Origin of the sequence: Roseovarius ramblicola, assembly GCF_042430665.1 — a bacterium.
GTDB lineage: Bacteria > Pseudomonadota > Alphaproteobacteria > Rhodobacterales > Rhodobacteraceae > Roseovarius > Roseovarius ramblicola.
On the sequence record NZ_JBHMEC010000017.1, the window covers coordinates 570,023 to 594,669 of the forward strand.

At 66.0% G+C, this 24,647-nt stretch carries 29 protein-coding genes; all 29 read right to left on the reverse strand.

The window, feature by feature from the left end; translation table 11 throughout:
* Position 1: 1 nt before the first annotated feature.
* The 29 genes from rnd to ACFFU4_RS13615 all read right to left on the reverse strand — a co-directional run bounded on the left by rnd (position 2) and on the right by ACFFU4_RS13615 (position 24,612).
* Entirely contained in the window at positions 2–1,168 is a 1,167-nt protein-coding gene (gene rnd / locus ACFFU4_RS13475) for a ribonuclease D (RefSeq protein ID WP_377070290.1), read from the reverse strand.
* A gap of 80 nt (positions 1,169–1,248) precedes the next feature.
* Positions 1,249–1,842 carry a phosphoribosylglycinamide formyltransferase gene (purN, locus tag ACFFU4_RS13480; RefSeq protein WP_377070291.1) on the reverse strand — a complete coding sequence of 198 codons (594 nt, stop codon included), beginning with the start codon at positions 1,840–1,842 and terminating at the stop codon, positions 1,249–1,251.
* Positions 1,839–2,894, reverse strand: a complete 1,056-nt coding sequence (gene purM / locus ACFFU4_RS13485) for a phosphoribosylformylglycinamidine cyclo-ligase (protein ID WP_377070292.1) — start codon at positions 2,892–2,894, stop codon at positions 1,839–1,841. Before purM ends, purN begins: the two co-directional genes overlap by 4 nt.
* 97 nt (positions 2,895–2,991) lie before the next feature.
* On the reverse strand, positions 2,992–4,659 hold the full coding sequence (locus tag ACFFU4_RS13490) for a ribonuclease J (RefSeq protein ID WP_377070293.1): 1,668 nt from the start codon (positions 4,657–4,659) through the stop codon (positions 2,992–2,994).
* 6 nt (positions 4,660–4,665) lie between these two features.
* A complete protein-coding gene (locus ACFFU4_RS13495) occupies positions 4,666–5,436 on the reverse strand; it encodes a type III pantothenate kinase (RefSeq protein WP_377070294.1) in 771 nt (256 codons plus the stop codon).
* Positions 5,437–5,450: 14 nt separating this feature from the next.
* Positions 5,451–6,209, reverse strand: coding sequence for a biotin--[acetyl-CoA-carboxylase] ligase (locus tag ACFFU4_RS13500; RefSeq protein WP_377070343.1), 759 nt, complete (start codon positions 6,207–6,209; stop codon positions 5,451–5,453).
* Between the two features lie 37 nt (positions 6,210–6,246).
* The gene (gene nuoN, locus ACFFU4_RS13505) at positions 6,247–7,680 is read right to left on the reverse strand and encodes an NADH-quinone oxidoreductase subunit NuoN (RefSeq protein ID WP_377070295.1); all 1,434 of its coding nucleotides are present in this window, start codon (positions 7,678–7,680) and stop codon (positions 6,247–6,249) included.
* Positions 7,681–7,697: 17 nt separating this feature from the next.
* Positions 7,698–9,245: an NADH-quinone oxidoreductase subunit M gene (locus ACFFU4_RS13510; RefSeq protein WP_377070296.1), complete on the reverse strand. Its 1,548-nt coding sequence runs from the start codon at positions 9,243–9,245 to the stop codon at positions 7,698–7,700.
* Positions 9,245–11,317 carry an NADH-quinone oxidoreductase subunit L gene (gene nuoL / locus ACFFU4_RS13515; RefSeq protein ID WP_377070297.1) on the reverse strand — a complete coding sequence of 691 codons (2,073 nt, stop codon included), beginning with the start codon at positions 11,315–11,317 and terminating at the stop codon, positions 9,245–9,247. Before nuoL ends, ACFFU4_RS13510 begins: the two co-directional genes overlap by 1 nt.
* 5 nt (positions 11,318–11,322) lie before the next feature.
* Complete coding sequence (gene nuoK / locus ACFFU4_RS13520; protein ID WP_129433354.1) at positions 11,323–11,628, reverse strand: NADH-quinone oxidoreductase subunit NuoK; 306 nt, start codon at positions 11,626–11,628, stop codon at positions 11,323–11,325.
* An 89-nt stretch (positions 11,629–11,717) separates the two neighbouring features.
* Positions 11,718–12,326, reverse strand: a complete 609-nt coding sequence (locus tag ACFFU4_RS13525) for an NADH-quinone oxidoreductase subunit J (RefSeq protein WP_377070298.1) — start codon at positions 12,324–12,326, stop codon at positions 11,718–11,720.
* A complete protein-coding gene (locus tag ACFFU4_RS13530) occupies positions 12,323–12,736 on the reverse strand; it encodes a carboxymuconolactone decarboxylase family protein (protein WP_377070299.1) in 414 nt (137 codons plus the stop codon). Before ACFFU4_RS13530 ends, ACFFU4_RS13525 begins: the two co-directional genes overlap by 4 nt.
* On the reverse strand, positions 12,733–13,227 hold the full coding sequence (gene nuoI, locus ACFFU4_RS13535) for an NADH-quinone oxidoreductase subunit NuoI (RefSeq protein ID WP_377070300.1): 495 nt from the start codon (positions 13,225–13,227) through the stop codon (positions 12,733–12,735). The genes ACFFU4_RS13530 and nuoI overlap by 4 nt, the downstream gene beginning before the upstream one ends.
* Positions 13,228–13,230: 3 nt before the next feature.
* Positions 13,231–14,268, reverse strand: a complete 1,038-nt coding sequence (nuoH, locus tag ACFFU4_RS13540; RefSeq protein WP_377070301.1) for an NADH-quinone oxidoreductase subunit NuoH — start codon at positions 14,266–14,268, stop codon at positions 13,231–13,233.
* A gap of 13 nt (positions 14,269–14,281) precedes the next feature.
* Positions 14,282–14,659, reverse strand: a complete 378-nt coding sequence (locus tag ACFFU4_RS13545; RefSeq protein WP_377070302.1) for a YNQ4 family lipoprotein — start codon at positions 14,657–14,659, stop codon at positions 14,282–14,284.
* Positions 14,660–14,661: 2 nt separating this feature from the next.
* Entirely contained in the window at positions 14,662–16,674 is a 2,013-nt protein-coding gene (gene nuoG, locus ACFFU4_RS13550; RefSeq protein ID WP_377070303.1) for an NADH-quinone oxidoreductase subunit NuoG, read from the reverse strand.
* A 6-nt stretch (positions 16,675–16,680) separates the two neighbouring features.
* A complete protein-coding gene (locus ACFFU4_RS13555; RefSeq protein ID WP_377070304.1) occupies positions 16,681–17,109 on the reverse strand; it encodes a DUF5333 domain-containing protein in 429 nt (142 codons plus the stop codon).
* Entirely contained in the window at positions 17,106–17,426 is a 321-nt protein-coding gene (locus tag ACFFU4_RS13560; protein WP_377070305.1) for a hypothetical protein, read from the reverse strand. The genes ACFFU4_RS13555 and ACFFU4_RS13560 overlap by 4 nt, the downstream gene beginning before the upstream one ends.
* A 32-nt stretch (positions 17,427–17,458) precedes the next feature.
* Positions 17,459–18,757, reverse strand: a complete 1,299-nt coding sequence (nuoF, locus tag ACFFU4_RS13565) for an NADH-quinone oxidoreductase subunit NuoF (RefSeq protein WP_377070306.1) — start codon at positions 18,755–18,757, stop codon at positions 17,459–17,461.
* Between the two features lie 4 nt (positions 18,758–18,761).
* Positions 18,762–18,983, reverse strand: a complete 222-nt coding sequence (locus ACFFU4_RS13570) for a DUF5337 domain-containing protein (protein ID WP_377070307.1) — start codon at positions 18,981–18,983, stop codon at positions 18,762–18,764.
* Positions 18,984–18,995: 12 nt separating this feature from the next.
* Positions 18,996–19,778: a helix-hairpin-helix domain-containing protein gene (locus ACFFU4_RS13575; RefSeq protein ID WP_377070308.1), complete on the reverse strand. Its 783-nt coding sequence runs from the start codon at positions 19,776–19,778 to the stop codon at positions 18,996–18,998.
* 36 nt (positions 19,779–19,814) lie between these two features.
* On the reverse strand, positions 19,815–20,969 hold the full coding sequence (locus ACFFU4_RS13580) for an NADH-quinone oxidoreductase subunit E (protein WP_377070310.1): 1,155 nt from the start codon (positions 20,967–20,969) through the stop codon (positions 19,815–19,817).
* 1 nt (position 20,970) lies between these two features.
* Entirely contained in the window at positions 20,971–21,249 is a 279-nt protein-coding gene (locus ACFFU4_RS13585) for a hypothetical protein (RefSeq protein WP_377070311.1), read from the reverse strand.
* A gap of 2 nt (positions 21,250–21,251) precedes the next feature.
* Positions 21,252–21,617 (reverse strand): hypothetical protein, encoded by a 366-nt coding sequence (locus tag ACFFU4_RS13590; RefSeq protein WP_377070312.1) that lies wholly within the window; start codon positions 21,615–21,617, stop codon positions 21,252–21,254.
* Positions 21,614–22,831, reverse strand: coding sequence for an NADH-quinone oxidoreductase subunit D (locus ACFFU4_RS13595; RefSeq protein WP_377070344.1), 1,218 nt, complete (start codon positions 22,829–22,831; stop codon positions 21,614–21,616). Before ACFFU4_RS13595 ends, ACFFU4_RS13590 begins: the two co-directional genes overlap by 4 nt.
* Positions 22,831–23,037: a hypothetical protein gene (locus ACFFU4_RS13600; RefSeq protein WP_377070314.1), complete on the reverse strand. Its 207-nt coding sequence runs from the start codon at positions 23,035–23,037 to the stop codon at positions 22,831–22,833. The genes ACFFU4_RS13595 and ACFFU4_RS13600 overlap by 1 nt, the downstream gene beginning before the upstream one ends.
* Positions 23,034–23,639: an NADH-quinone oxidoreductase subunit C gene (locus ACFFU4_RS13605; protein WP_377070315.1), complete on the reverse strand. Its 606-nt coding sequence runs from the start codon at positions 23,637–23,639 to the stop codon at positions 23,034–23,036. The genes ACFFU4_RS13600 and ACFFU4_RS13605 overlap by 4 nt, the downstream gene beginning before the upstream one ends.
* Entirely contained in the window at positions 23,636–24,256 is a 621-nt protein-coding gene (locus tag ACFFU4_RS13610) for a NuoB/complex I 20 kDa subunit family protein (RefSeq protein ID WP_377070316.1), read from the reverse strand. The genes ACFFU4_RS13605 and ACFFU4_RS13610 overlap by 4 nt, the downstream gene beginning before the upstream one ends.
* Positions 24,247–24,612: an NADH-quinone oxidoreductase subunit A gene (locus ACFFU4_RS13615; RefSeq protein ID WP_104018769.1), complete on the reverse strand. Its 366-nt coding sequence runs from the start codon at positions 24,610–24,612 to the stop codon at positions 24,247–24,249. The genes ACFFU4_RS13610 and ACFFU4_RS13615 overlap by 10 nt, the downstream gene beginning before the upstream one ends.
* Between the last annotated feature and the right edge of the window lie 35 nt (positions 24,613–24,647).

Here is a 24,647-nt window from a genome sequence, read left to right on the forward strand (position 1 = left end):
GTCAGAGCGGCACCGCTGCCACGTCCTCGCCGCGCACAACGAGGCCGATCTCGCCCCGGCAGAGGCGCAGCGCGTCCTCGCCGAAAACCTCGCGGCGCCAGCCCGAGAGCGCGGGCACCTCGCGCCCGCCGGCGGCGAGGTGATCGAGATCGGCGGCGCTGGCGATCAGGCGCGCGGCCACGCCGCTCTGGTCGCTGCGCGCCTTGAGCAGGACGCGCAGCATGTCGGCGATCGCCGGGTTGGCCTGGACCTTGCCGTGGGTGTCCTGCGCCACGCGCGGCAGATCGCCCTGCGGACAGTCGAGCCCCGCCTTGACGGCGGCGAGGATGCCCTCGGCGATCTCGCCCTTGCGCGCCTCGCGCAGCAGGAGGCGCGCGCGCCCGAGGTCCTGCATGGTCTGCGGCTTGGTCGCGGCCAGCTCAAGCAACGCGTCATCCTTGAAAACGCGGCTGCGTGGCACATCGCGCGCCTGAGCATGGCTCTCGCGGAACCGCGCCAGCTCGCGCAGGATGGCGAGAAAGCGCGGCGCGGTGTTGCGCGTCTTGATGCGCCGCCATGCCTCCGCCGGATCGGTGCGGTAGGTTGCGGGATCGGCGAGGGTCTTCAATTCCTCCTCGACCCAGGCACTGCGCCCGGTCTCGTCCAGCCGCGCGGCGAGATATTCGTAGATCTGACGCAGGTGGGTGACATCGGCCAGCGCATAGGTCTTTTGTGCATCCGACAATGGGCGACGCGACCAGTCGGTGAAGCGCGAACTCTTGTCCACCGAAGCGCGCGCGATGCGCTTCACCAGCGTCTCGTAGCCCGCCTGATCGCCGAAACCGCAGACCATCGCCGCCACCTGCGTATCGAAGAGCGGCGCGGGAATGACGCCTTCGGCAACGGCGAAAATCTCGAGATCCTGCCGGGCGGCGTGAAACACCTTGACCACGGACGGATCACGAAACAGATCGTAGAGCGGCGCGAGCGACAGCGCCTCGCCCCCCTCGACGGGATCGACCAGCACCGCCGTCTCGTCACCGGTGCCCGGCATGGCAAGCTGAATGAGGCAAAGCTTGGCGTAGTAGGTCCGCTCGCGCATGAACTCGGTATCGACGGTGACGTAATCATGTGCGCGCGCCGCCTCGCAAAAGGCGGCGAGATCTTCGGTGGTGGTGATGGTCTGCATGTGGGGTGTTGCTCTCCGGTCTCTCGATCCTGCCCTTTGGCCGGGTATATCCTGCGACCGGAGCAAAGGAAATGCCCCGCTCAGGGCAACATCACAGGTCGCCGGTCCCCCCCGGCGAAGCGTCTCAAAACGATCGGGTAGAGGATGTGTTCCTGTTCCAGCACCCGCGCCGCGAGGCTTTCGGGCGTGTCATCCGGCAGTACCGGCACCCGCGCCTGCCCGAGGACCGGGCCATCGTCGAGCGCCGGGGTGACCTCGTGGACGGTGCAGCCGGCCTCGGTTTCTCCAGCGGCCAGCGCGCGGGCATGGGTGTCGAGCCCGCGGTATTTCGGCAGCAGCGACGGGTGGATGTTGAGCATCCGCCCCCGCCACGGCGTGACGAATCCCGAGGTGAGCACGCGCATGAACCCCGCGAGGGCAATGATGTCGATGGCGTGCGGCGCGACGCATTCGGCGAGTGCGGTCTCGAACGCCGCGCGGTCGCCCTTGAACGGGCGGTGATCGACCACTTCGGTGGGGATGCCCTCGGCCCGCGCCCATTCGAGACCGCCCGCATCGGCGGTATTAGATAGCACCAGCGCGGGCCGGGCGGGGTGATCGCCGGTCATGCTGCGCACCAGCGCGCGCATGTTGGAGCCGCCGCCGGAGATGAAGATCGCGACCCGCTTGCTCAAGCGAGTCGTCCGGTATAGCGCAAGCCCTCCCCGGCGGTGACGTGGCCGAGGCGGTGTGTTGTCTCGCCCGCCTCCGCGAGCGCCGCCTCGACCGCGTCTGCGCTGTCGGGCGCGGCGACCACGACCATGCCGATTCCGGCGTTGAAGGTCTTGAGCAGTTCGGCCTCGGTCAGCCCGCCCTGCCCGGCCAGCCAGCCGAAGACCGGCGGCAGCGGCCAGGCCCCGAGGTCGATCCCGGCCCCCAGCCCCTCGGGCAGGACGCGCGGCAGGTTCTCGGTCAGCCCGCCGCCGGTGATATGGGCAAGGCCGTGCACACCGTCCGATTTCAACGCGTCGAGCACGGGGCGCACGTAGAGCCGCGTGGGCGCGAGCAGCGCCGCGCCCAGCGTCCGGCCCCCGTCCCACGGGCAGGGATCGTCCCAGCCCAGGCCGGAGCGTTCGACGATCCGCCGCACGAGGCTGTAGCCGTTGGAATGCACCCCGTCCGAGGCCAGCCCGATCAGCACGTCGCCCACCGCCACGCCGCGCGGCAGATCGGTGCCGCGCTCCATCGCGCCGATGGCAAAGCCCGCGAGATCGAAATCGCCCGCCGGGTACATGCCCGGCATTTCCGCCGTCTCGCCGCCGATGAGCGCGCAGCCCGCCCCCGCGCAACCGCGCGCGATGCCCTCGATGATACGCGCGGCCTGCTCGGAATCGAGCTTGCCGGTCGCAAAATAGTCAAGGAAGAACAGCGGCTCGGCCCCCTGGCAGACCAGATCGTTGACGCACATGGCGACGAGATCCACGCCAACGCCGTCCACCAGCCCGGTGTCGATGGCGATGCGCAGCTTGGTGCCGACGCCATCGGTCGCGGCGACGAGGATCGGGTCGGTGAAGCCCGCAGCCCCGAGGTCGAACAGCCCGCCGAAACCGCCGAGGCCGGACATCACCCCGGGCCGCCTTGTGGCAGCGGCTGCGGGCTTGATCCGCTCGACCAGCGCGTTGCCGGCGTCGATATCGACGCCGGCCTCGGCATAGGTCATCCCGCTCGGTTTGCCGGTCTCGGTCATGGTCATCCGTCCTCGGTTTGCACGCGCCGTGCAGTAGTGCATCGGCCCGCCCCGCGCAATCGCAAAGCCGGACCACGCGGGCCTCCGCGCCTGGCCGTCACTCGGTCAGGCGGCTGATGACCACGGTGACCTCGGGGCGCTTGCCGGTCTCGGTCTGCGTGCTCTGGCGTGCCACGCGGCGCAGCCCCTGTTCGAGCTTGTCATCGTCGGCCAGCGTCTTGTCCCCCGCACGGCCCATGAACTGCGCGAGATCCTCCTCCAGCACATCGACGAGCGGCGCGCGCGCGCGTCCGGTCTCGGGCAGGCCCATGATCTCGACCCAGGGGTCGCCCAGCGGCGCGTCGTCCTCGTCGATGATGACGTTGATCATCACATGCCCGTTGAGCGCCATGCGGATACGGTCGCGCACGATGCCGTCCATCGCACCGATCTTGACGCTGCCGTCGAGATAGGTGCGCCCGGTCTCGATATACTCGGCCACCTTGGGGGCATTGCCGCCAAGGTCGATCATCATGCCGTTGACGGCCACCACACCTTCGATGCGGTTGGATTTGGCGAGCTTGACATGCTCGCGCAGGTGGCGGTGTTCGCCATGCATCGGAATCAGGATCTGCGGGCGCAGGATCTTGTGCATAGCATCGAGATCGGGCCGGTTGGCATGGCCCGAGACGTGGTATCGGTCGTCGCCTTCGATCACGTCGACGCCCTGTTCCGAGAACTGGTTCATGATGCGGATCACGCCGCGCTCGTTGCCGGGGATGGTCTTGGAGGAAAACAGGAACGTGTCGCCCTCCTTCATGGTGATGCCGTTATACTTGCCATTGGCAAGCTGCGCGCTGGCCGCGCGGCGTTCGCCCTGGCTGCCGGTGACGATCAGCATCACGCTCTCGCGGGCAAGCTTGCTCGCTTCCTCGGGCGGGATGGTGGCGGGAAAGCCGGTGAGCACGCCGGTCTGCTTGCCCGCCTCGACCATGCGGTTCATCGCCCGGCCCATCAGACAGACCGAGCGCCCGGCGCGCACGCCCGCCTCGGCGAGCGTCTTGACGCGGGCCACGTTGCTGGCGAAGGTGGTGGCCACGACCATGCCGGGGCGACCCTGGATCAGTTCGGTGATGGGCGCGCCCACGCTGCTTTCCGAGCGGCCCGCGTGCTCGCTGAAGACGTTGGTGGAATCGCAGATCATCGCCTTGATGCCGTCCGCACCGATGCTCTCCCACATCTCGCGGTCGAAGGGTTCGCCCACCACCGGATCGGTGTCGATCTTGAAATCGCCGGTATGCACCAGCCGCCCCCCGGGCGTGTCGATCACCAGCCCCGAGCTTTCGGGGATGGAATGCGAAATGGGCGCAAAGCCCACGGTGAAGGGCCCGGCAGTCACCGTCTCCGGCCAGGGCGAGACCACGCGCACCGCCGTGTCGGGGTGGCCGTGCTCGGCCATCTTGGCGCGCGCGATGTTGGCGGTGAAGGCACGCGCGTGGATGGGCGCGCCCAACTGCTCGTAATAATGCGCCACGGCGCCGACATGATCCTCGTGGGCATGGGTGATGAACACCCCCTCCAGCCGGTCGCGCCGCTCCGCCAGCCAGGTGATGTCGGGCAGGATCAGGTCCACCCCCGGCGTGGTGTCCATGTCCGGAAAGGTCACGCCCAGATCGACGAGGATCAGCCGCTCCTTGCCCGGTTTGCCATAGCCGTAGACATAGGCGTTCATACCGATCTCGCCCGCCCCCCCGAGGGGCAGGTAAATTAGTCTGTCGCTGCTCATGGGGCGTCAGCCCTCCTTGTTATGCTCATGGATCACGGTCAGCCCGTGCATTGTCAGATCTTCCTCGACACCGTCGAAAGGGGTGTCGCCTTGCTGGAACAGCGGGGCCAGCCCCCCGGTTGCGATCACTGTCATGGCGCGGCCGCGCTCGGCCTTTATTCGCTCGCATATCCCGTTTATGAGGCCGACATAACCCCAGAACACGCCCGATTGCATGCACTCCACGGTGTTGGTGCCAATCACCCGTTCCGGCCTGGTCACGTCGACATGGGGCAGCGCCGCCGCCGCTTCGTGCAGTGCCTGAAGCGACAGGTTCACCCCGGGCGCGATCACGCCGCCGATATAGGCGCCGTCGCACGCCACCACATCGAAGGTGGTGGCGGTGCCGAAATCCACGATGATGAGGTCGCCGCCATAGAGATCGTGACCCGCCACCGTGTTGACCAGCCGGTCGGGGCCCACCTGCGTGCCGGGATCGACGCGCACGTCTACCGGCAGCCGGCATTCGGGCTTGCCCACGACCAGCGGGCGGCAGCCGAAATAGCGATCGGCAAAGACGCGCAGGTTGAACACGACCCGCGGCACGGTCGACGAGATGATGACATCGGTGATGTCCGCGCGGATGCCGTGGTGCCCGAGCAGCGTGGAGAACCAGACGAAATACTGATCGGCGGTGCGCTGATGTTCGGTGGCGGTGCGCAGGGTGCACAGGAACCGCGTGCCGTCCCAGATGGAAAACACCGTGTTGGTATTGCCGCAATCTATCGCCAGAAGCATGCCGGTCCCTCTGTTCAGAAAAACACCTCGGCCGCTGCGATGCTGGTGCGGCCCTTTGCGGTGACGAGAACGAGGTTTCCGGCCTCGTCCACCGTCTCGAACCGCCCCTCATGGGTATCGCGCGTCGTGCGCGCCACGATGGTTTCGCCCAGTTTTGCAGCCCGCGCAAGCCAGGCCGTGCGGACGGGGGCGAATCCGTAGGTAACGAATTGCGCCTCGTGGCGCGCATAGGCGGGCGCGAGCAGGTCGAGAAACGCCTCCGGGTCGATCGCCACCCCGGTTTCGGACAAGAGCGAGACAGGGCGCGCCGCGCCGGGTTCGACCTCTGCCTTGTCGGGGGCGGCCACGAGGTTGACGCCGATGCCGATGGCGAAATGGCTGAGTCCCGTGCCGCTGCCCGCGCTCTCCAGCAGGATACCCGCCAGCTTGCCGCCGTTCAGCAGCACGTCATTGGGCCATTTGAGCGCCAGCCCGTCCACCCGCCCGGTCGCCGCCGCCAGCGCGTCGTAAAGCGCGAGCGCCGCCACGAAAGAGCGCAGCGCCACGCGGTCGGGGCTCTCCGACGGGCGCATCGCCAGCGTCGCCGCGAAATTGCCCGACGGGTTCGCCCACGCCCGGCCCCGCCGCCCGCGCGCCGCCGTCTGCTCAAGGGCGAGGATCCATTCCGGCCCGGCAAGCGTGGCGGCGCGGCGCGCGGCCTCGGCATTGGTGCTGTCCACCGAGGCCAGAACGCGCCGTCCATAGCCCTCGGGCCAGCCCGCCCCCGGCTTCATCTTGCCCGAAATATCCCCGCCGGAGGCGGACACCGCCCTAGTGCACAAGGGTCGCCGCCGCCGCCTGCGCCATGGTCTCGACGCCGAACATGTTGACGATGCCAAACACCATCACCGCCGCCGAGGCCATGAGAAAGCCCCACTGCACCGGCGAACGCCCGGTCTCGAGCGCCTCGCCCTCCTCGCCGAAATACATGTAGTAGACGATGCGCAGGTAGTAGAATGCACCGATGACGCTGGCGATCACGCCCGCAACCGCGAGCCAGGCAAGCCCGCCCTCGTAGGCCGCGCGCAGCACGTAGAGCTTGCCGAAGAACCCCAGCAGCGGTGGCACGCCTGCGAGGCTGAACAGGAGGATCAGCATCGCCAGCGCCCGCCCCGGCTCAGCCCTGGAATAGAGGTTGAGGCTGCGGATGTCGGTCACCGGCTGGCCACCGCGCTCCATGCTGAGGATGAAGGCGAAGGTGCCCACGTTCATCGCCACGTAGATGGCCACGTAGACCAGCATCGCCTGCACGCCGAAGGCGGTTCCCGACGCCAGCCCCATCAGCGCATAGCCCATATGCGCGATCGAGGAATAGGCCATCAGCCGCTTGATGTCGGTCTGCCCGATCGCCGCCACCGCACCGAGGAACATCGACAGGAGGCTGAGCGCCGCCAGCACCTGTTGCCAGTCTCCCACCACGCCGCCAAAGGCGTCGTGCACCACGCGCGCGAACAGGCCCAGGGCCGCCACCTTGGGCGCGGTGGCGAAGAAGGCTGTGATCGGCGTCGGCGCACCCTCGTAGACGTCGGGTGTCCACATGTGGAACGGCACCGCCGAGACCTTGAAGGCAAGGCCGGAGATCACCAGCACCAGCCCGATCAGCAGCCCCACGGGTGCCTGCCCGTCCGCCGCAGCAAGGATGCCGGAAAAGAGCGTCGTGCCGGCAAAGCCGTAGGTCAGCGACGCGCCGAACAGCAACAGCCCCGACGACAGCGCGCCGAGCACGAAATACTTGAGCCCCGCCTCGGTGGACTTGACGCTGTCTCGCCGCATCGACGCCACCACGTAAAGCGCCAGCGATTGCAGCTCGAGCCCCATGTAGAGCGCCATCAGGTCGCCCGCGCTCACCATCACCATCATGCCGACGACCGACAGCGCGATCAGCAGCGGATACTCGAACCGCAGGATGCCGCGGCGGGCCATGTAATCCTGCCCCAGCACCAGCACCGCCGCCGCCGCCAGCAGGATCGTCACCTTGGCGAAACGGGCGAAACCGTCATCGTTGATCATGCCATCGAAGGCCGTGCGCGTACCTGCGCCGCCCATCCCGATCCAGACGGCAAGCAGCGCCATAAGCCCCGCCGTCGCCCAGACGAGCGGCACCGCGAGCCGGTCGCGTCCGCTATAGGCCGCCCCCAGGAGTGCCGCCATCGCATAGACCGCGAGCACGATTTCCGGGAGGATGACGTTGAGATCAGCCTGCATGGTTCAGGGCCTCCGGTTCAGTGTGCGACCTGCGCCACCGCGGCCGCGTTGTGCGCGATCGACTGGGCAAGTTCGACATTGGAAATCAGCGCCTCGACGGAGGGGCCGGTGATATCGGTGACGAGGCGGGGATAGACGCCCAAGAGCAGCGTCATCGCCACCAGCGGCGCGAAAATCGCCCGCTCGCGGGTGCCCATGTCGGAGATGGTCTTGAGGCTCTCCTTGATGAGATCGCCGAACACCACCCGGCGATAGAGCCAGAGCGCGTAGGCCGCCGACAGGATCACGCCCGAGGTGGCCACCGCCGCCACCCAGGTGTTGACCTGGAAGATCCCCACCAGCGTCAGGAACTCGCCGATGAACCCGGAGGTGCCCGGCAGGCCAACATTGGCCATGGTGAAGAACATGAATATGAGCGCATAGGCCGGCATCCGGTTCACGAGGCCGCCATAGGCGTCGATCTCGCGGGTGTGCATCCGGTCATAGATCACGCCGACGCAGAGAAACAGCGCGCCCGAGATGAAGCCGTGACTGATCATCTGGAAGATCGCGCCGTCGAGCCCCTGCTGGTTGGCCGCGAAAATCCCCATCGTCACATAGCCCATATGGGCCACCGACGAATAGGCGATGAGCTTTTTCATGTCTTCCTGTGCCAGTGCGACCAGCGAGGTATAGACAATCGCGATGGCGCTCATCCACAGCACCAGCGGCGTCAGCACCTCGGACCCCACCGGGAACATCGGCAGTGAAAAGCGCAGGAAGCCGTAGCCGCCCATTTTCAACAGGATCGCCGCCAGCACGACCGAGCCTGCCGTCGGCGCCTGCACGTGCGCATCGGGCAGCCAGGTATGCACCGGCCACATCGGCATCTTGACCGCGAAGGAGGCGAAGAAGGCGATGAACATCAGCGTCTGCATCCCGCCGACGATGTGGATACCCAGCAGCGAGAAGCTCTCGGAGGCGAACTCGTGGCGCAGAAGCGACGGGATATCGGTGGTGCCCGCATCCGAGAACATCGCGACCATCGCCACCAGCATCAGTACCGAGCCAAGGAAAGTATACAGGAAGAACTTGAACGAGGCGTAGATTCGCTCCTTGCCGCCCCAGATGCCGATGATGAGGAACATCGGAATGAGCCCCGCCTCGAAGAACAGGTAGAACAGCACCAGGTCGAGCGCCATGAACACACCGAGCATGAGCGTCTCGAGGATCAGGAACGCGATCATGTATTCCTTGACGCGGCTCGTCACGTTCCACGACGCGGCGATGGTCAGCGGCATCATGAAGGTGGTGAGCATGACGAACAGCACGCTGATGCCGTCGACGCCCATCTTGTATTTCAGACCCAGCAGCCACTCGCGCTCCTCGACGAACTGAAACCCGGTATCCGACGGGTCGAACCCGAACAGGATGAACAGCGACACCACGAAGGTGAGCGTGGTCGCGATCAACGCCACCCATTTGGCGTTGCGCTGCGCCGCCTCGTCCTCGCCGCGCAGGAACACGGCGAGGATCGCCGCCGCCACCGCGGGGATGAAGGTCACAATGGAAAGCAGGTTGTCCATCAGTTGGCCCCCCCGAACATGGTCATCCAGGTGACAAGGAGCGCGATCCCGAGCACCATGGCAAAGGCATAGGTGAAGATGTAGCCCGATTGCGCCCGCCCGGCGGCGCGCGTCAGCCGCGGGATCAGCCCCATCGCCACGCCATTGATCGAGCCGTCGATCACATCACCGTCGCCGCGCTTCCACAGCAGTTGCCCCAGCGCCTTGGCGGGGCGAACCAAGAGAAAATCGAATATCTCGTCGAAATACCACTTGTTGAGGAGGAAGAGGTAAAGCGGACGGTTCGTTGCGGCCACGCGCCCCGGCATCGCCGGATCCCAGACATAGAACCACAGCGCCGTGATCAGGCCGATCAGCATGGCGATGAACGGGCTGATCTTGACCCATGTCGGCGCATGATGCGCGTCATCAAGTACGGTGCTGTCGGGATGCATGAAGATCGCCCCCTGCGGGGCTTCGGCATGAGCCACGGGCGCGTCATGCGTTGCGGTCTCTTCTGTCGCGGCCTCACCGTGGGTCTCGGATGCCTCGGCGTGATGCTCCGGCATCCCGAAGAAACTGTTGACCTGTGCATGGCTGCCGAAAAAGCTGCCGTACCAGATCATGCCGGCAAAAACCGCGCCAAGCGCCAGCACACCAAGCGGCGCGACCATCACCATCGGGCTCTCATGCGCGTGCTCATGGGTGTGCCTTTCGCCGCGCGCCTCGCCGAAGAAGGTGAGGAACATCAGCCGCCAGCTATAGAACGACGTGAAAAGCGCCGCGATCACCAGCATCCAGAAGGCATAGCCTCCTTCGGTGCCCGCCCATGCGCTCTCGATCACCGCGTCCTTCGACAGGAAGCCGGCAAAGCCGATATGGGTAAGCGGGATGCCAACGCCGGTGATGGCCAGCGTGCCGATCATCATCGCCCAGAACGTGTAGGGCAGTTTCTTGCGCAGGCCGCCATAGTGGCGCATGTCTTGCTCGTGATGCATCCCGTGGATGACGCTCCCCGCGCCCAGAAACAGCATCGCCTTGAAGAAGGCGTGGGTGAAGAGGTGGAACATCGCCACCGAGTAGACGCCGACGCCCGCAGCCACGAACATGTAGCCAAGCTGTGAGCAGGTCGAATAGGCGATCACGCGCTTGATATCGTTCTGCACGAGACCCACGGTGGCGGCGAAGAACGCTGTCGATGCCCCGATGAACACCACGAAATTCGTGGCCTCCGGGGCGTACTCCATCAGCGGTGACATGCGGCAGACGAGGAACACCCCCGCCGTCACCATCGTCGCCGCGTGGATGAGCGCCGACACCGGCGTCGGGCCCTCCATCGCGTCGGGTAGCCAGGTGTGCAGGAAAAGCTGCGCCGACTTGCCCATCGCCCCCACGAACAGCAGGAAGGCGATCAGGTTGGCAGCGTTCCACTCGGTCCACAGGAAGGCAAGTTGCGTCTCGGCCAGCATGGGGGCTGCGGCGAAGATGTCGTCGAAGCGCACCGAGTCGGTCAGGAAATAGAGCGCCATGATCCCCAGCGCGAACCCGAAATCGCCGACGCGGTTGACCACGAATGCCTTGATCGCGGCGGCATTGGCGCTTGGCTTGCGATAGTAGAAGCCGATGAGCAGGTAGGAGGCGACGCCGACGCCCTCCCAGCCGAAAAACATCTGCACGAGGTTGTCGGACGTCACCAGCATCAGCATCGCGAAGGTGAAGAACGACAGGTAGGCAAAGAAACGGGGCCGGTAGCTCTCGTCCTCGCGGAAATTCGCGTCATGGGCCATGTAGCCCACCGAGTAGAGATGCACGAGCGCCGAGACGGTGGTGACCACGATCAGCATGATCGTGGTGAGCCGATCCACCCGGATCGACCAGTCGGCATAGAGCGTGCCCGATTGCACCCAGTCGAGGACGTGCACCGCCTGCGCCTCGGATGCGCCTTGCAGGAACACCACCCAGCTCAGGACCATGGCGAGGAACAGCAGGCCGGTGGTCAGCCATTGCGCGCCCTTGTCGCCGATGATCCGCCAGCCGAAGCCCGCGATGATCGCCCCGATGAGCGGCGCGAAGAGTATTATCTTGTAGATCATCGGGATCAGCCTTTCATCACGTTGACGTCTTCGACGGCGATGGTCCCGCGGTTGCGGAAGAAGCACACGAGGATCGCGAGGCCGATGGCCGCCTCGGCAGCGGCGACGGTCAGCACGAAGAGGGTGAAGACCTGCCCTACCAGATCGCCCAGGTGGGCGGAGAAGGCGACGAGGTTGACGTTGACCGAGAGCAGCATCAGCTCGATCGACATCAACAGCACGATCACGTTCTTTCGGTTGAGAAAGAGGCCGAAGATGCCGATGACGAAGAGCGCGGCGGCCACCGTCAGGTAATGTTCAAGTCCGATCATGTCTGTCCCTCCGAGCCATTGCCCGATTGTCGTCTTTGGTCCCGCAAGGCATGTGCGCCCCGCGCGGTATCTATCCGCTCACGCGGCGGTCAGAGGCCCTGCCCCGGCCGCACGTCCTTCAACTCCATCGCCTTGGCGGGGTCGCGGTACATCTGTGCCAGCACGTCCTGCCGCTTGACCCCTTCGCGGTGGCGCAGCGTCAGCACGATGGCCCCGATCATCGCCACCAGCAGGATCAGCCCGGCAAGCTGAAAGAGGATGAAGTATTTGTCATAGAGCAGCATCCCCAGCGCCGCCGTGTTCTGCACGCCCTCGGGTGTCACCGCCGCGCGCGCGTTCATCGCGCCATCGGCCATCTGCCAGTTGCCGAAGGCAATGCCGAACTGCATCAGCAGGATCACCCCGATCAGCAGCGCCAATGGCATGTATTTCGCCATCTCCGCCTTCAACTCGGCGAAATCCACGTCGAGCATCATCACCACGAAGAGGAACAACACCGCCACCGCGCCGACGTAGACGATGATGAGGAGCATCGCCACGAACTCCGCGCCCAGAAGCACGAAGAGCCCCGCCGCGCTGATGAACGACAGGATCAGCCACAGCACCGAATGCACGGGGTTGCGGCTGATGACGGTCAGCAGCCCCCCGGCCAGAAGTGCGGTGGCGAAGAGATAGAAGGACATCGCCGCAATTGTCATTTTTCCGATCCTTTCTCGTCGTCCTCGTCCATCACCTCGCGGGCGAAATCCATCGCGCGGGTCATCGAGGGCACGCCGGCAAACATCGCCATCTGCGCGATGGTCTCGGCGATCTCATCCTTGGTCGCCCCCGCTTCGAGCGCGTGGCGCACGGTGAGGCGGATCTGCGTATCGCTCTGCGCGCCCAGCATGGTGAGCCCCGCCAGCGTGAGCAGCAGCCGCGTCTTGGCATCAAGCCCCTCCTTGCTCAGGCCGCGTCCGAAACTCATTTCCATGAATTCCTTGGGCATGGTCGGCCACAGCTTCTCGAACCCCTTGGGCGAAAAGCTCTCGAGCGCGGGATTCATGGCCTTGGCCATCTCCTGCGCCTGCCGCATCATCATCTCGAAGGGGTTGCCATTGTCGGTCATCTGTAGGGGGCGTCCATCTCGAGGTTGCGGGCGATCTCGGCCTCCCAGCGGTCGCCGTTCGCAAGCAGCTTTGCCTTGTCGTAGAACAGCTCCTCGCGGGTCTCGGTGGCGAACTCGAAATTCGGGCCCTCGACGATGGCATCCACCGGGCACGCCTCCTGGCAGAACCCGCAATAGATGCATTTCGTCATGTCGATATCGTAGCGCGTGGTGCGGCGGCTGCCGTCGTCGCGCGGCTCGGCGTCGATGGTGATCGCCTGCGCCGGGCAGATCGCCTCGCAGAGCTTGCAGGCGATGCACCGCTCTTCGCCATTGGGATAACGGCGCAGCGCATGCTCACCACGAAAGCGGGGCGAGAGCGGGCCCTTTTCATGCGGATAGTTCAAGGTGGCCTTGGGCGCGAAGAAGTATTTGAAGCCGAGCCGGAAGCCCTTGATGAAATCGCTGAGCAGGAAATATCCCGCTGCGCGGCCATAGTCGATCTTCGTCATGGGTCAGCCTCCAATCGCCCAACGGGCCCAGAACCCGCCCAGCACTTCGAATTTCGCAAGGAAAGATACGATCACCACCCAGCCAAGCGACAGCGGCAGGAACACCTTCCAGCCGATGCGCATCAACTGGTCGTAGCGGTAGCGGGGCGTGATCGCCTTGACCATCGCGAAGAGGAAGAAGAAGAACCCCATCTTGGCGATCATCCAGACCACGCCATCCGGCAACCCCGGGATCGGCGACAGCCAGCCGCCGAAGAACAACAGCGAGGTCAGCGCGCACATCAGGAAGATGGCGATGTATTCGCCCGCCATGAACAGCAGGAAGGGCGTTGCCGAGTACTCTACCTGGTAGCCCGCCACCAGCTCCGATTCCGCCTCGGGCAGGTCAAAGGGCGGGCGGTTGGTCTCGGCCAGCGCCGAGATGAAGAACAGGAACACCATCGGCAGGTGCGGCAGCCAGTACCAGCCGAAGAAGCCGTAGGCGGTATCCTGCGCCGCCACGATGGCCCCGAAATTGAGCGACCCGGTGGAGATGATGACGCCGATGATGATGAGCCCCAGGGACACCTCGTAGGAGATCATCTGCGCCGCCGAACGCAGGCTGCCCAGGAACGGGTATTTCGAGTTCGACGCCCAGCCGCCCATGATCACGCCGTAGACCTCAAGCGAGGAGATCGCGAACACGAAGAGGATCGCAACGTTGATATCCGAAAGCACCCAGCCCTCGTTCAGCGGGATCACCGCCCAGGCCAGAACCGCCAGCACGAAGGAGGTAAGCGGCGCCAGCATGAACACGGTCTTGTCGGCGCCCGCCGGCACGACCACCTCCTTGACCACGTATTTGAGCGCGTCGGCAACGGTCTGGAGCAGGCCGAAGACGCCCACCACGTTGGGCCCCCGCCGCATTTGCACCGCCGCCCAGATCTTGCGATCACCGTAGACGAGGAACAGCAGCGACACCATGACGAAGCCGACCACGGCAAGGCACTGCGCGAGGATCAGCACGAAGGTGCCGAACGGGGTTGTCAAGAAATCTGCCATGGGGTCCGTGTCCTCACACCATCGGTATTCCGTTTTCCGCGCAATCGGCGGCCGTCACTTCGGCGTCTATCGTCCTGAGCCCGCGCGGCAGCGCCGCCGAGATCGTGTAAACCGCATCGCCGCGCCAGTTTCCACCCTCTTCGCTCACGAGCGTGCGCACATGGCGCGCGAATCCATAGCCGCGGATGAGCGCGTATTGCGCGGCGGCGCATTCGGCATAGCGCTCGACATCGCTCTCGTCGCGTGCGCCGCGCATGGCAACCCGGAAATTTACCAGTTCGCCATCAAGGAGCCGCGTCTCGATGCCCTGATAGTCCGGCGCGAAGGCGTGCTCCGTGCCGCCTTCGGCGCAGCCCGACAGCGCCAGCGTGGATATGAGGGCAGCCGCCATTCTCACTCCGCCGCCACCGGCCGCTCGCGGCGTGCCCTGGCATTGGCGCTCAGTTCCGCCATCAGTTCGCTGGCGCGCGCGATCGGGTTGGTCAGGTAGAAATCCGCGACCGCCGTCTCGATCTGCCCCGCCCCGATATCGGCGGCGGCAACCGGCTGCCACTCGTTTTCCGGCACCGTGTCGATCGACGCGAGGTGCGGCACCGCCTTGACCAGCGCCTGACGTAATTGCGCAAGACTGTCCCACGGCAGCGCCTCGCCAAGCTCGCCCGAGAGCGCGCGCAGGATCGCCCAGTTTTCCTTGGCCTCGCCCGGCGGGTGCCCGGCGCGTAGCGCAAGCTGCGGGCGCCCCTCGGTGTTGACGAAGAGCCCCTGTTCCTCGGTCCAGGCCGCTGCCGGCAGGATCACGTCGGCACGGTGCGCACCGCGGTCGCCGTGGCTGCCCTGGTAAATGACAAAAGGTCCCTCGGGGATGTCGATCTCGTCGGCCCCGAGGTTGCAGACCACATCCGCGCCGTCGAGCGCCGCGTCGATCCCACCCTCGCAGGTGGCATCCACGTCCATCGCGCCCGCGCGGCCCGCCGCCGTGTGCAGCACCAGCAGGCCCGCGCCCTGCGCCTCGGCCAGTTGCATCACGGCACCGAGCGCAGCCGGGCCGCCCGCACCGCGCAGCGCGCCCTGCCCGACGATGACCAGCGCGCCCTCGGCAGGGGCCGCGTCCTTGACGAGACGCGCGAGGAACTTGTTGCGCGCACCCATCTGCGTCGCCTCGAACGTCAGATTGGCGGGCTGGCCCACATGGGTGATCTCGGCACCCGCGAGCCACGCCTTGCGGATGCGCGCGCCGAGCACCGGGGCCTCGGTGCACGGGTCGGTGCCGATCAGGGTGATATGCTTCGCGGTGTCGATCTCGTCAATCCGCGCGGTACCGATGTAAGCAGACCGGTTGGCCGAGGGCAGCGCCGCGCCGTCGGTGCGGCATTCGACCACGCCGCCCCGACCCTCGACAAGGCGCTTGAGCGAGAACGCGGCCTCCACGGGGGCCAGATCGCCCACCAGCCCGGCGAGCTTTTTCGCACCCTTGATCGCCTTGGACGCGGCGGTCAGCGCCTCGGGCCATGTGGCGGGACGCAGGCGGCCATCCTCGCGGATATAGGGCCGGTCGAGCCGCTGCCGGCGCAGCCCGTCCCAGACAAAGCGCGTCTTGTCGGAAATCCATTCCTCGTTGGTGCCGTCATGGTTGCGCGGCAGGATGCGCATCACCTCGCGGCCCTTGGTATCGACGCGGATGCTGCTGCCGAGCGCGTCCATCACGTCGATGGTCTCGGTCTTGGTCAGCTCCCAGGGACGGGCGGTAAACGCGTAGGGCTTGCTGACCAGCGCGCCCACCGGGCACAGGTCGATGATGTTGCCCTGCAGGTTCGAATCGACGATCTCGCCAAGGTAGGTGGTGATCTCGGCATCCTCGCCGCGCCCGGTCTGTCCCATGACATGCACGCCCGCCACCTCGGTGGTAAAGCGCACGCAGCGGGTGCAGGAGATGCAGCGCGTCATGTGCGTCTCGACCAGCGGACCGAGGTCGAGGTCCTCGGTGGCGCGCTTGGGCTCGCGGAAGCGCGAGAAATCGACGCCATAGGCCATCGCCTGATCCTGAAGGTCGCATTCGCCGCCCTGATCGCAGATCGGGCAATCCAGCGGGTGGTTGATGAGCAGGAACTCCATCACCCCCTCGCGCGCCTTTTTCACCATCGGCGATTTGGTCGAGACCTGCGGCGGGCTGCCATCGGGGAAGGGGCGCATGTCCTTGACCTGCATCGCGCAGCTTGCCGCCGGCTTCGGCGGGCCGGGCTGCACCTCGACGAGGCACATCCGGCAGTTGCCCGCGATGCTGAGCCGCTCATGATAGCAGAAGCGCGGTATTTCCACCCCCGCCTGCTCGCAGGCCTGGATGAGGGTCATCGCGCCCTCGACCTCGACCTCCTGGCCGTCGATGATGATCTTGCGTAGGTCAGCCATCAGTCCTCACCTTGCTCTCAGAAGCGCGCCGATCCGGCTCTGCTTCGCGATTTCGCTCTGGCCGAGAGCACACAGGCTCGGCCCGTCATTCGGTTCGGCGCCGTGCGCGCGGATATAGGCGTCGGCGCGCCCGCGTATCTTGCGCTTCTCTTCCTTGTCGGACACGTAATCCTCTATCTCGGCTGCGGTATAGCCGCGCTCCCGCGCCTCGGAGCGGAGCGCCATCATAAGCTTCAGCCCGGCAAAGAACCGTGCCGAGATGCTGTCACAGCGCTTGCGGATTTCATCGGCCACCGACATCTCGACCAGCCGCTGGTTGATGCCGGTCTCCTGCGCGAGCGTGCCCGCCCGCACCTCCGTGCCGCACAGAACCGCCAGCGCCACGATCCACGCTCCCGCCAGCGCGGGACAGTCCCGCGATATGACCCGGATCATTCCCATATGGCACAGCGTCCAGATACCGACAGGCGATCGCCGGAGCGGATATAAGCGGGGTCGTCCTCGCCCGCCGGCACACCGGCCCAGGTGATTTCCGAGGTGCCGAAATTGCGCAGGCAATAGCGCGTCGCCTCGTGCACCGCGGCCTTCTGCGCGCCCTCGATGCCGTTGTCCGCGCGGCGCACGGTGGCGGTGAACTCGCTGCGGTCCTCGCGCTCGCCGCGCGCCTTGGCCGGATAGTAATTGCCATCAAAAAGCACGCGCTCGCTGCGCTCGGTACAGCCCGCCGCGAGGGCGACAACGAGCAGCGCCACGGCGCCGCCCACCCGGTATGCACCCGGTCGCCTCATTCCGCCGCCACCGCCGAGGCGCGACCACGCTCGCGTGCGCGGATGCGGTCCTCGATCTCGTCGCGGAAGTTGCGGATCAGGCCCTGGATGGGCCAGGCTGCGGCGTCGCCAAGCGCACAGATCGTGTGGCCCTCGACCTGCTTGGACACCTCGAACAGCATGTCGATCTCCTCGACGCACGCCTCGCCGCGCACCAGACGGTCCATCACCCGCATCATCCAGCCGGTGCCCTCGCGGCAGGGCGTGCATTGCCCGCAGCTTTCGTGCTTGTAGAATTTCGACAGCCGCCAGATCGCCTTGATGATGTCGGTATCCTTGTCCATCACGATCACCGCGGCGGTGCCGAGGCCGGATTTCAGCTCTTTCTGGAGGTGGTCGAAATCCATGATCGCATCGCGCATGTGCTCGCCGCGCACGCATGGCACCGAACTGCCGCCGGGGATCACCGCCTTGAGGTTGTCCCAGCCGCCGCGGATGCCGCCGCAATGGCGGTCGATCAGTTCCTCAAAGGAAATCGACATCTCCTCCTCGACGACGCAGGGGTGGTTCACATGGCCCGAGACGGCAAAAATCTTCGTCCCCGTGTTGTTGGCCCGCCCGAAGCCCGCGAACCATTCCGGGCCGCGCCGCAAGATGGTGGGGGCGACGGCGATGGATTCGACGTTGTTGACGGTGGTCGGGCAGCCATAGACCCCGGCCATCGCCGGGAAGGGCGGCTTCATCCGGGGCATACCCTTCTTGCCCTCGAGGCTTTCCAGCAGCGCGGTCTCCTCGCCGCAGATATAGGCCCCGGCCCCGTGGGTGAGGTAGATGTCGAAATCCCAGCCGGACTTGCAGGCATTGCGGCCAACCAGCCCGGCCTCGTAAGCCTCGTCGATGGCGGCCTGGAGCGCCTCTTTCTCGCGGATGTATTCGCCACGGATGTAGATATAGCAGACATGCGCGTTCATCGCGAAACTGGCGACCAGGCAGCCCTCGATCAGCGTGTGCGGATCGTGGCGCATGATCTCGCGGTCCTTGCAGGTGCCGGGCTCGGATTCGTCGGCATTGACCACCAGATAGGCGGGCCGTCCGTCGCTCTCCTTGGGCATGAAGGACCACTTGAGACCCGTCGGAAAGCCGGCACCGCCGCGCCCGCGCAGCCCGCTCGCCTTCATCTGATCGACGATCCATTGCCGTCCGTTCTGAAGGATTTTCGCCGTTCCGTCCCAATGACCACGGGCCATCGCACCCTTGAGGCTGCGATCGTGCATCCCGTAGAGATTGGTAAAGATACGGTCCTCGTCTTTCAGCATCCCGTTACCTCCGGTTGCCCTGACGCATCCGCCAGAGTTGATAGATGAGCACGAGCGCGAAGACGAAGCCGCCCAGCGCCATCAGGTCGAACAGCGCGCGCACCCGATGATCGAGCGCCATGACCCCGCCCATGATCGTGGCGAGGATCCAGAAGGCCCCCGTCCCCGCGATCACCAGCGCGGCAAGCCGCCCCTTGCGCGCGATTTCTGCATCCTGCTGCGGCATCTTTTCCCATGCTCAGTAAACGTCGCCCTCGTCCACGCGATGCGAGAACTCGGTCTCGCCGCCCTCGGCGAGAATTTTTGCCTGCGCGACCCAGTTGTCGCGGCTTACCCGGCCCTTGAACCCCTTGAGGTTATCATCGACCCAGGCGATCTCGGCCTCGGTCCAGCCCGCGATCTGGTCGAAATGGTAGAACCCCATCTCGTTGATGAGCTTTTCCAGCTTGGGCCCGACGCCCTTGATCTTCTTGAGATCGTCGGCCTTGCCTTCGCGCGGGGCATCCAGCGCCGCAGGGCGCGTGCCCGCATCGTCGGGCGCGGCCTTTGCATCGTCCTCGTCCCCGTAGCGCCACGCGCCCTTGCGCGCGGCCAGTTCCTCCTCGCCGGCAAGCGTCGTGCCCGTGCGCACCGCCGCCGAAGTCTCTGCCGTTGCCGCGGTCGCGGTCGGCTCGGCGGCGGACGGGGCGGGGGCGACCTCGTCGGCAGATGCCGTCGGCGGCGCCGGAGCCGGGCTGTCGTCCTCGTCCGGGTCAGGGGCCTTGTAGCCGGTCACCCCGGTGGCCTGCCGCAGCGTGTTCTCCACGTCGCGCGCCTCGATACCGCGATCTTCGGGACCGTAGCCGGTGCAGACCAGCCGCGTCGAGACCAGTCCCAGCAGCGCCGCGAAGGCGATGGCCAGCAACAGCGCCGCCAGAAAACCCACCGCGCCTGCAGCGGACCACAGGACGATGAGCCCCGCGAGCCCCGAAAGGCCCCAGCAGACGATCTGGCAAGTGCTCAGTTTGGACGTGTCGGACATGTGCGTATCCCCCCGTTGGTTCTCAATAGGGCGCGGTCAATAGACCTCGCCTTTCTTGACCCGGGTGGAGAACTCCGTCTCCTTGCCCTCGGCCAGCAGTTTGGCCTGCTCGACCCAAGCGTCGCGGCTGACGCGCCCCTTGAAGCCTACGAGATTGTCATCGACCCAGGCGATCTCGGCCTCGGTCCAGTTCGCGATCTGATCGAAATGGTAGACCCCCATTTCGTTGGCCAGCTTTTCCAGCTTCGGTCCCACGCCCTTGATCTTCTTGAGATCGTCGGCCTTGCCCGCGCGCGGTCCGTCCAGCGTCGCAGGGCGGGTGCCGCCGGCGGGCGCACTCCCGGCCTTGCCACGCTCTTCGGTCTTGGTAACCTCGGACTCCGGCGCGGGAACGGCCCCCCCGGGCCTCGCCCCCTTCGCGGTGATGGCCACCGGCTCTTCGTTTTGCACCACCGCCGAGGGCGCGGGCGCGTGATTGGCCCCGTGGTCGCGCCAGGGCGCGGCAAGCGGCACCTCGGTGCCGTCGATGCGCTTGATCGTGTCGCCAAGATCGAGCGCACGGGCGACGCTGGCATTGTGGGGCGCGCGCCCGCTCTCGAATTCCTTGAGGCTGGTCAATCCCGACGCGGGCTCGCTGGCATAGCGCCCGTTCTGCGGCCCCGGGCGCGGCACCTCGCCCGCCGCCATAGCGTCGATCATCGCGGCAAAGCCTTCGGGGGTGAGATCCTCGTAGTAATCCTTGCCCACCTGCGCCATCGGCGCGTTGGAGCACGCCCCGAGGCACTCGACCTCTTCCCACGAGAACCTGCCATCCTCGGAGAGCTGGAACGGCTCCGCCGCGATCTTGTCACGGCATACGCCGATCAGGTCCTCGGAGCCGCACAACATGCAGGGCGTGGTGCCGCAAATCTGGAAATGCGCCACGCTGCCCACGGGATGCAGGTGGAACATGAAGTAGAAGGTCGCCACCTCCAGCGCACGGATATAGGCCATGTCCAGCATCGCGGCGATATGCTCGATCGCCGGGCGGCTCAGCCAGCCCTCCTGCTCCTGCGCGCGCCACAGAAGCGCGATGATCGCACTCGCCTGACGCCCTTCGGGATACTTGGTGATCTGCGCCTCGGCCCAGGCCTGGTTGGCCGGGGTAAAGGCAAAGCTCTCGGGCTGCTCGTGGTAAAGACGGCGTAGCATCTCAGGCACAGGCTCCTGTGGTCAGTTTCACGCCCCCGTCGGGCAGCCGCTCGGCGCCCCCGGTGGTCAGACGGTAGGCCGCGAGCTCCAGCAGTTGCTGGCGCGCCAGCCCGGTCTGGATCTCCATGGCCAGGTAATCCCCCTCGTCGCGCAGGGTGCAACCGAGGCTGTCGGCGGCGGCATCAAAACGCGCCAGATCCGCCTCCGTGGTCCCCGGCGGCAGCGCGGCGCAGGCCGCAAGCGCGCCCAGCGCGCAAAGCGGGATCGCAGGGCGCAGCATCCTCATGCCCCCCCGGCCCGGGCCAGCCACGCCAACCCCGCCACGCCCAGCGCCGCACAGCCCGCCGCCGCGTGGCGGCCCCAGCCATGCCCGGCGCGGGCGTAAATCGCGGCATCGTGCAGGCCCATCAGACCCAGCACCGCGAACAGCGCGGCGATCACGCCCGCGTCGCGGTGCAACATCGCCAGCACCGCCAGCGCGGCAAGTGCGAGATAGCGGTTGGCCATCACCGGAGGCAGGTTTTCGGCACGGTGGCCGCTGAGCCGCAGCGCCGCCGCCGGGTCGCGCAGGAACGCCAGCCCCAGCACGGCGAGCGCCACGCCCCCGGCCCCGGCAAGCCCCGCGCTCAGACGGCCCAGCTCGATCACCTGTCGATCTCCCCGAACACCACGTCCATCGTGCCGATGATCGCCGCCACGTCGGCAAGCTGGTGCCCCTTGGCGATATGATCCATCGCCTGAAGATGCAGAAAGCCCGGCGCGCGCAGCTTGGCCCGGTACGGCCGGTTGCTGCCATCGGCCACGAGGTAGACGCCGAACTCGCCCTTGGGGGCCTCGACGGCGGCATAGACCTCGCCCTCGGGAACGTGGAACCCCTCGGTATAGAGCTTGAAGTGGTGAATGAGCGCCTCCATCGAGCGCTTCATCTCGCCGCGCTTGGGCGGGGTTACCTTGCCGCGGGCGAGGATATCGCCCTGCCCCTCGGGCGCGCGCAGTTTCTCGATGGACTGATGGATGATGCGCAGGCTCTGGCGCATCTCCTCCATCCGGCAAAGATAGCGGTCGAAACAGTCGCCATTCTTGCCCACCGGCACGAGGAAGTCGAACTCGTCATAGCATTCGTAGGGCTGCGCACGGCGCAGGTCCCACGCCATGCCCGACCCGCGCACCATCACGCCGGAAAAACCCCAGTCGAGCGCCTCCTGCTGGCTGACCACGCCGATATCGACGTTGCGCTGCTTGAAGATGCGGTTCTCGGTCAGGAGCCCGTCGATATCGTCGATCACCCGCGGGAAATCATTGGCCCAGGCTTCGGTATCATCGAGCAGCTCCGGCGGCAGGTCCTGATGCACGCCGCCGGGGCGGAAATAGGCGGCGTGGAGCCGCGCACCGCAGGCCCGCTCGTAGAAGATCATCAGCTTCTCGCGCTCCTCGAAGCCCCACAGCGGCGGGGTGAGCGCGCCGACGTCCATCGCCTGCGTGGTGACGTTCAGGAGGTGGTTGAGGATGCGGCCGATTTCCGAGTAGAGCACCCGGATCAGGCTCGCGCGGCGCGGCACCGGCGTGCCGGTCAGCTTTTCGATTGCGAGGCACCAGGCGTGTTCCTGGTTCATCGGAGCCACGTAATCCAGCCGGTCGAAATACGGCAGGTTCTGCAGGTAGGTGCGGCTCTCCATCAGCTTCTCGGTGCCGCGATGCAGCAGACCGATATGCGGATCGCAGCGCTCGACCAGCTCACCGTCAAGCTCCAGCACCAGCCGCAGAACACCGTGCGCCGCAGGGTGTTGCGGGCCAAAGTTGATGTTGAAATTGCGGATTTTCTGTTCGCCCGTGAGGGCGTCGTCGAACTTGGAGCCGTCCATCATGACCTGCCTCCGTCAAACTTGTCGCGGAACGCCATCACCCACAGCAGGATCAGCGCCCCCAGCGGGATGATCGCCGCCAGCGATACCCAGTTGGGGATGCCGAACTGCGGCAGCAGCCGCCAGAAGGGCACCACCATCAGCACCGCGAAGATCAGCATGAAGATCAGACCGCCGCCACCCATGCCATAGCCTGCGCCCATCATTTCGCGTCCTCCTTCTCGTCGCCGGGAAGGATATAGTCGGCCCCTTCCCAGGGCGACATGAAATCGAACTGCCGGTATTCCTGCACCAGGTTCACAGGCTCGTAGACGACGCGCTTCTGCACCTCGTCATAGCGCACTTCGGTATAGCCCGTTGTCGGGAAATCCTTGCGCAGCGGGTAGCCGCGGAAGCCGTAATCGGTGAGGATGCGGCGCATGTCCGGATGGCCGATGAAGATGATGCCGAACATGTCGAACACCTCCCGCTCGAACCAGTTGGCCGCCGGGTACATCCCGCAGAGCGAGCGCACCATGTCCTCTTCGCGCACCGGTACGCGCAGGCGGATGCGGTGATTCTGATACATGCTGAGCAGGTGATACACCACGTCGAACCGCTTGGGGCGCTCGGGCCAGTCCACGGCGGTGATGTCCACCAGCGTGGAAAAGGCGCAGTTCTGGTCGGTTTTCAGAAACTCGGCCAGCCCGGCGATGTTCGACAGTGCCACGTCGATGGTGAGCTCGTCATTCGCGATCTGCCAGCCCAGCACGCAATCGGCGCGCTTGGCCTCGATGTACTCGCCCAGTTCCTTGAGTGCCTTGCTCATCTCACGATCGTCCCTGTCCGGCGGATCTTGCGCTGCAGTTGCAGGATTCCGTACATCAACGCCTCGGCGGTCGGCGGACAGCCCGGCACGTAGATGTCGACCGGCACGATGCGGTCGCAGCCGCGCACCACCGAATAGCTGTAGTGGTAATAGCCGCCGCCATTGGCGCAACTGCCCATCGAGATCACATAGCGCGGTTCCGGCATCTGGTCATAAACCTTTCGCAGCGCCGGCGCCATCTTGTTGGTGAGGGTTCCGGCCACGATCATCAGGTCCGACTGGCGCGGGCTCGCACGCGGTGCGGTGCCGTAGCGCTCCATATCGTAGCGCGGCATCGAGGTGTGCATCATCTCCACGGCGCAGCACGCAAGGCCGAACGTCATCCAGTGCAGGCTGCCCGTGCGCGCCCAGTTGATGATGTCCTCGGTCGAGGTGACGAGAAAGCCCTTGTCCTGCAACTCGGCATTGAGCGCCTGCGAGGCCGGGTCCAGCTCCTTGCCGGCGTCATAGGCCTCGGCCGGCGCGAGGCTGGAGGGGCCGGATTTGACCCGGGGGCTCTGGGCACCGTGGCCCAGCGTCTCGGTCACCAGCGCGTCTTCGCGATCATTCATTGCCATTCCATCGCCCCCTTGCGCCATTCATAGGCAAAGCCCGCGGTCAAGACCGCCAGGAACACCATCATCGACCAGAAGGCCGCCATGCTCAGATCCTGAAACGCGACGGCCCAAGGAAACAGCATGGCAATCTCGAGGTCAAATATGATGAACAGGATCGACACCAGATAGAACCGCACGTCGAATTTCATCCGTGCATCGTCAAAGGCGTTGAAGCCGCATTCATAGGCGCTCACCTTCTCGGGATCGGGATGGCGCACCGCGAGCACCACGGCGGCGAGGATCAGGACGAGCCCCAGGCCGATGGCGACCGCGAGAAGGACCAGGATCGGGAGATATTCCCTCAGCATCTCTTCCACGGGATGGCTCCTTTCATGCGCGGCCCCGCGCGCAT

Coding starts and splice junctions, on each gene's coding strand:
- nuoF (WP_377070306.1), bottom strand. CDS start 18,757: ATGCTGAAAGACGAGGACCGTATCTTTACCAATCTCTACGGGATGCAC.
- purM (WP_377070292.1), bottom strand. CDS start 2,894: ATGACCGAGACCGGCAAACCGAGCGGGATGACCTATGCCGAGGCCGGC.
- ACFFU4_RS13570 (WP_377070307.1), bottom strand. CDS start 18,983: ATGCCGCAGCAGGATGCAGAAATCGCGCGCAAGGGGCGGCTTGCCGCG.
- ACFFU4_RS13580 (WP_377070310.1), bottom strand. CDS start 20,969: ATGCTACGCCGTCTTTACCACGAGCAGCCCGAGAGCTTTGCCTTTACC.
- ACFFU4_RS13585 (WP_377070311.1), bottom strand. CDS start 21,249: ATGCTGCGCCCTGCGATCCCGCTTTGCGCGCTGGGCGCGCTTGCGGCC.
- nuoL (WP_377070297.1), bottom strand. CDS start 11,317: ATGATCTACAAGATAATACTCTTCGCGCCGCTCATCGGGGCGATCATC.
- ACFFU4_RS13525 (WP_377070298.1), bottom strand. CDS start 12,326: ATGACAATTGCGGCGATGTCCTTCTATCTCTTCGCCACCGCACTTCTG.
- ACFFU4_RS13600 (WP_377070314.1), bottom strand. CDS start 23,037: ATGATGGGCGCAGGCTATGGCATGGGTGGCGGCGGTCTGATCTTCATG.
- rnd (WP_377070290.1), bottom strand. CDS start 1,168: ATGCAGACCATCACCACCACCGAAGATCTCGCCGCCTTTTGCGAGGCG.
- nuoH (WP_377070301.1), bottom strand. CDS start 14,268: ATGGCAGATTTCTTGACAACCCCGTTCGGCACCTTCGTGCTGATCCTC.
- ACFFU4_RS13605 (WP_377070315.1), bottom strand. CDS start 23,639: ATGAGCAAGGCACTCAAGGAACTGGGCGAGTACATCGAGGCCAAGCGC.
- ACFFU4_RS13510 (WP_377070296.1), bottom strand. CDS start 9,245: ATGGACAACCTGCTTTCCATTGTGACCTTCATCCCCGCGGTGGCGGCG.
- ACFFU4_RS13495 (WP_377070294.1), bottom strand. CDS start 5,436: ATGCTTCTGGCGATAGATTGCGGCAATACCAACACGGTGTTTTCCATC.
- nuoN (WP_377070295.1), bottom strand. CDS start 7,680: ATGCAGGCTGATCTCAACGTCATCCTCCCGGAAATCGTGCTCGCGGTC.
- ACFFU4_RS13610 (WP_377070316.1), bottom strand. CDS start 24,256: ATGGCAATGAATGATCGCGAAGACGCGCTGGTGACCGAGACGCTGGGC.
- ACFFU4_RS13595 (WP_377070344.1), bottom strand. CDS start 22,831: ATGGACGGCTCCAAGTTCGACGACGCCCTCACGGGCGAACAGAAAATC.
- nuoI (WP_377070300.1), bottom strand. CDS start 13,227: ATGACGAAGATCGACTATGGCCGCGCAGCGGGATATTTCCTGCTCAGC.
- ACFFU4_RS13500 (WP_377070343.1), bottom strand. CDS start 6,209: ATGAAGCCGGGGGCGGGCTGGCCCGAGGGCTATGGACGGCGCGTTCTG.
- ACFFU4_RS13490 (WP_377070293.1), bottom strand. CDS start 4,659: ATGAGCAGCGACAGACTAATTTACCTGCCCCTCGGGGGGGCGGGCGAG.
- nuoK (WP_129433354.1), bottom strand. CDS start 11,628: ATGATCGGACTTGAACATTACCTGACGGTGGCCGCCGCGCTCTTCGTC.
- ACFFU4_RS13530 (WP_377070299.1), bottom strand. CDS start 12,736: ATGACCGACAATGGCAACCCCTTCGAGATGATGATGCGGCAGGCGCAG.
- ACFFU4_RS13575 (WP_377070308.1), bottom strand. CDS start 19,778: ATGTCCGACACGTCCAAACTGAGCACTTGCCAGATCGTCTGCTGGGGC.
- ACFFU4_RS13545 (WP_377070302.1), bottom strand. CDS start 14,659: ATGGCGGCTGCCCTCATATCCACGCTGGCGCTGTCGGGCTGCGCCGAA.
- ACFFU4_RS13555 (WP_377070304.1), bottom strand. CDS start 17,109: ATGATCCGGGTCATATCGCGGGACTGTCCCGCGCTGGCGGGAGCGTGG.
- nuoG (WP_377070303.1), bottom strand. CDS start 16,674: ATGGCTGACCTACGCAAGATCATCATCGACGGCCAGGAGGTCGAGGTC.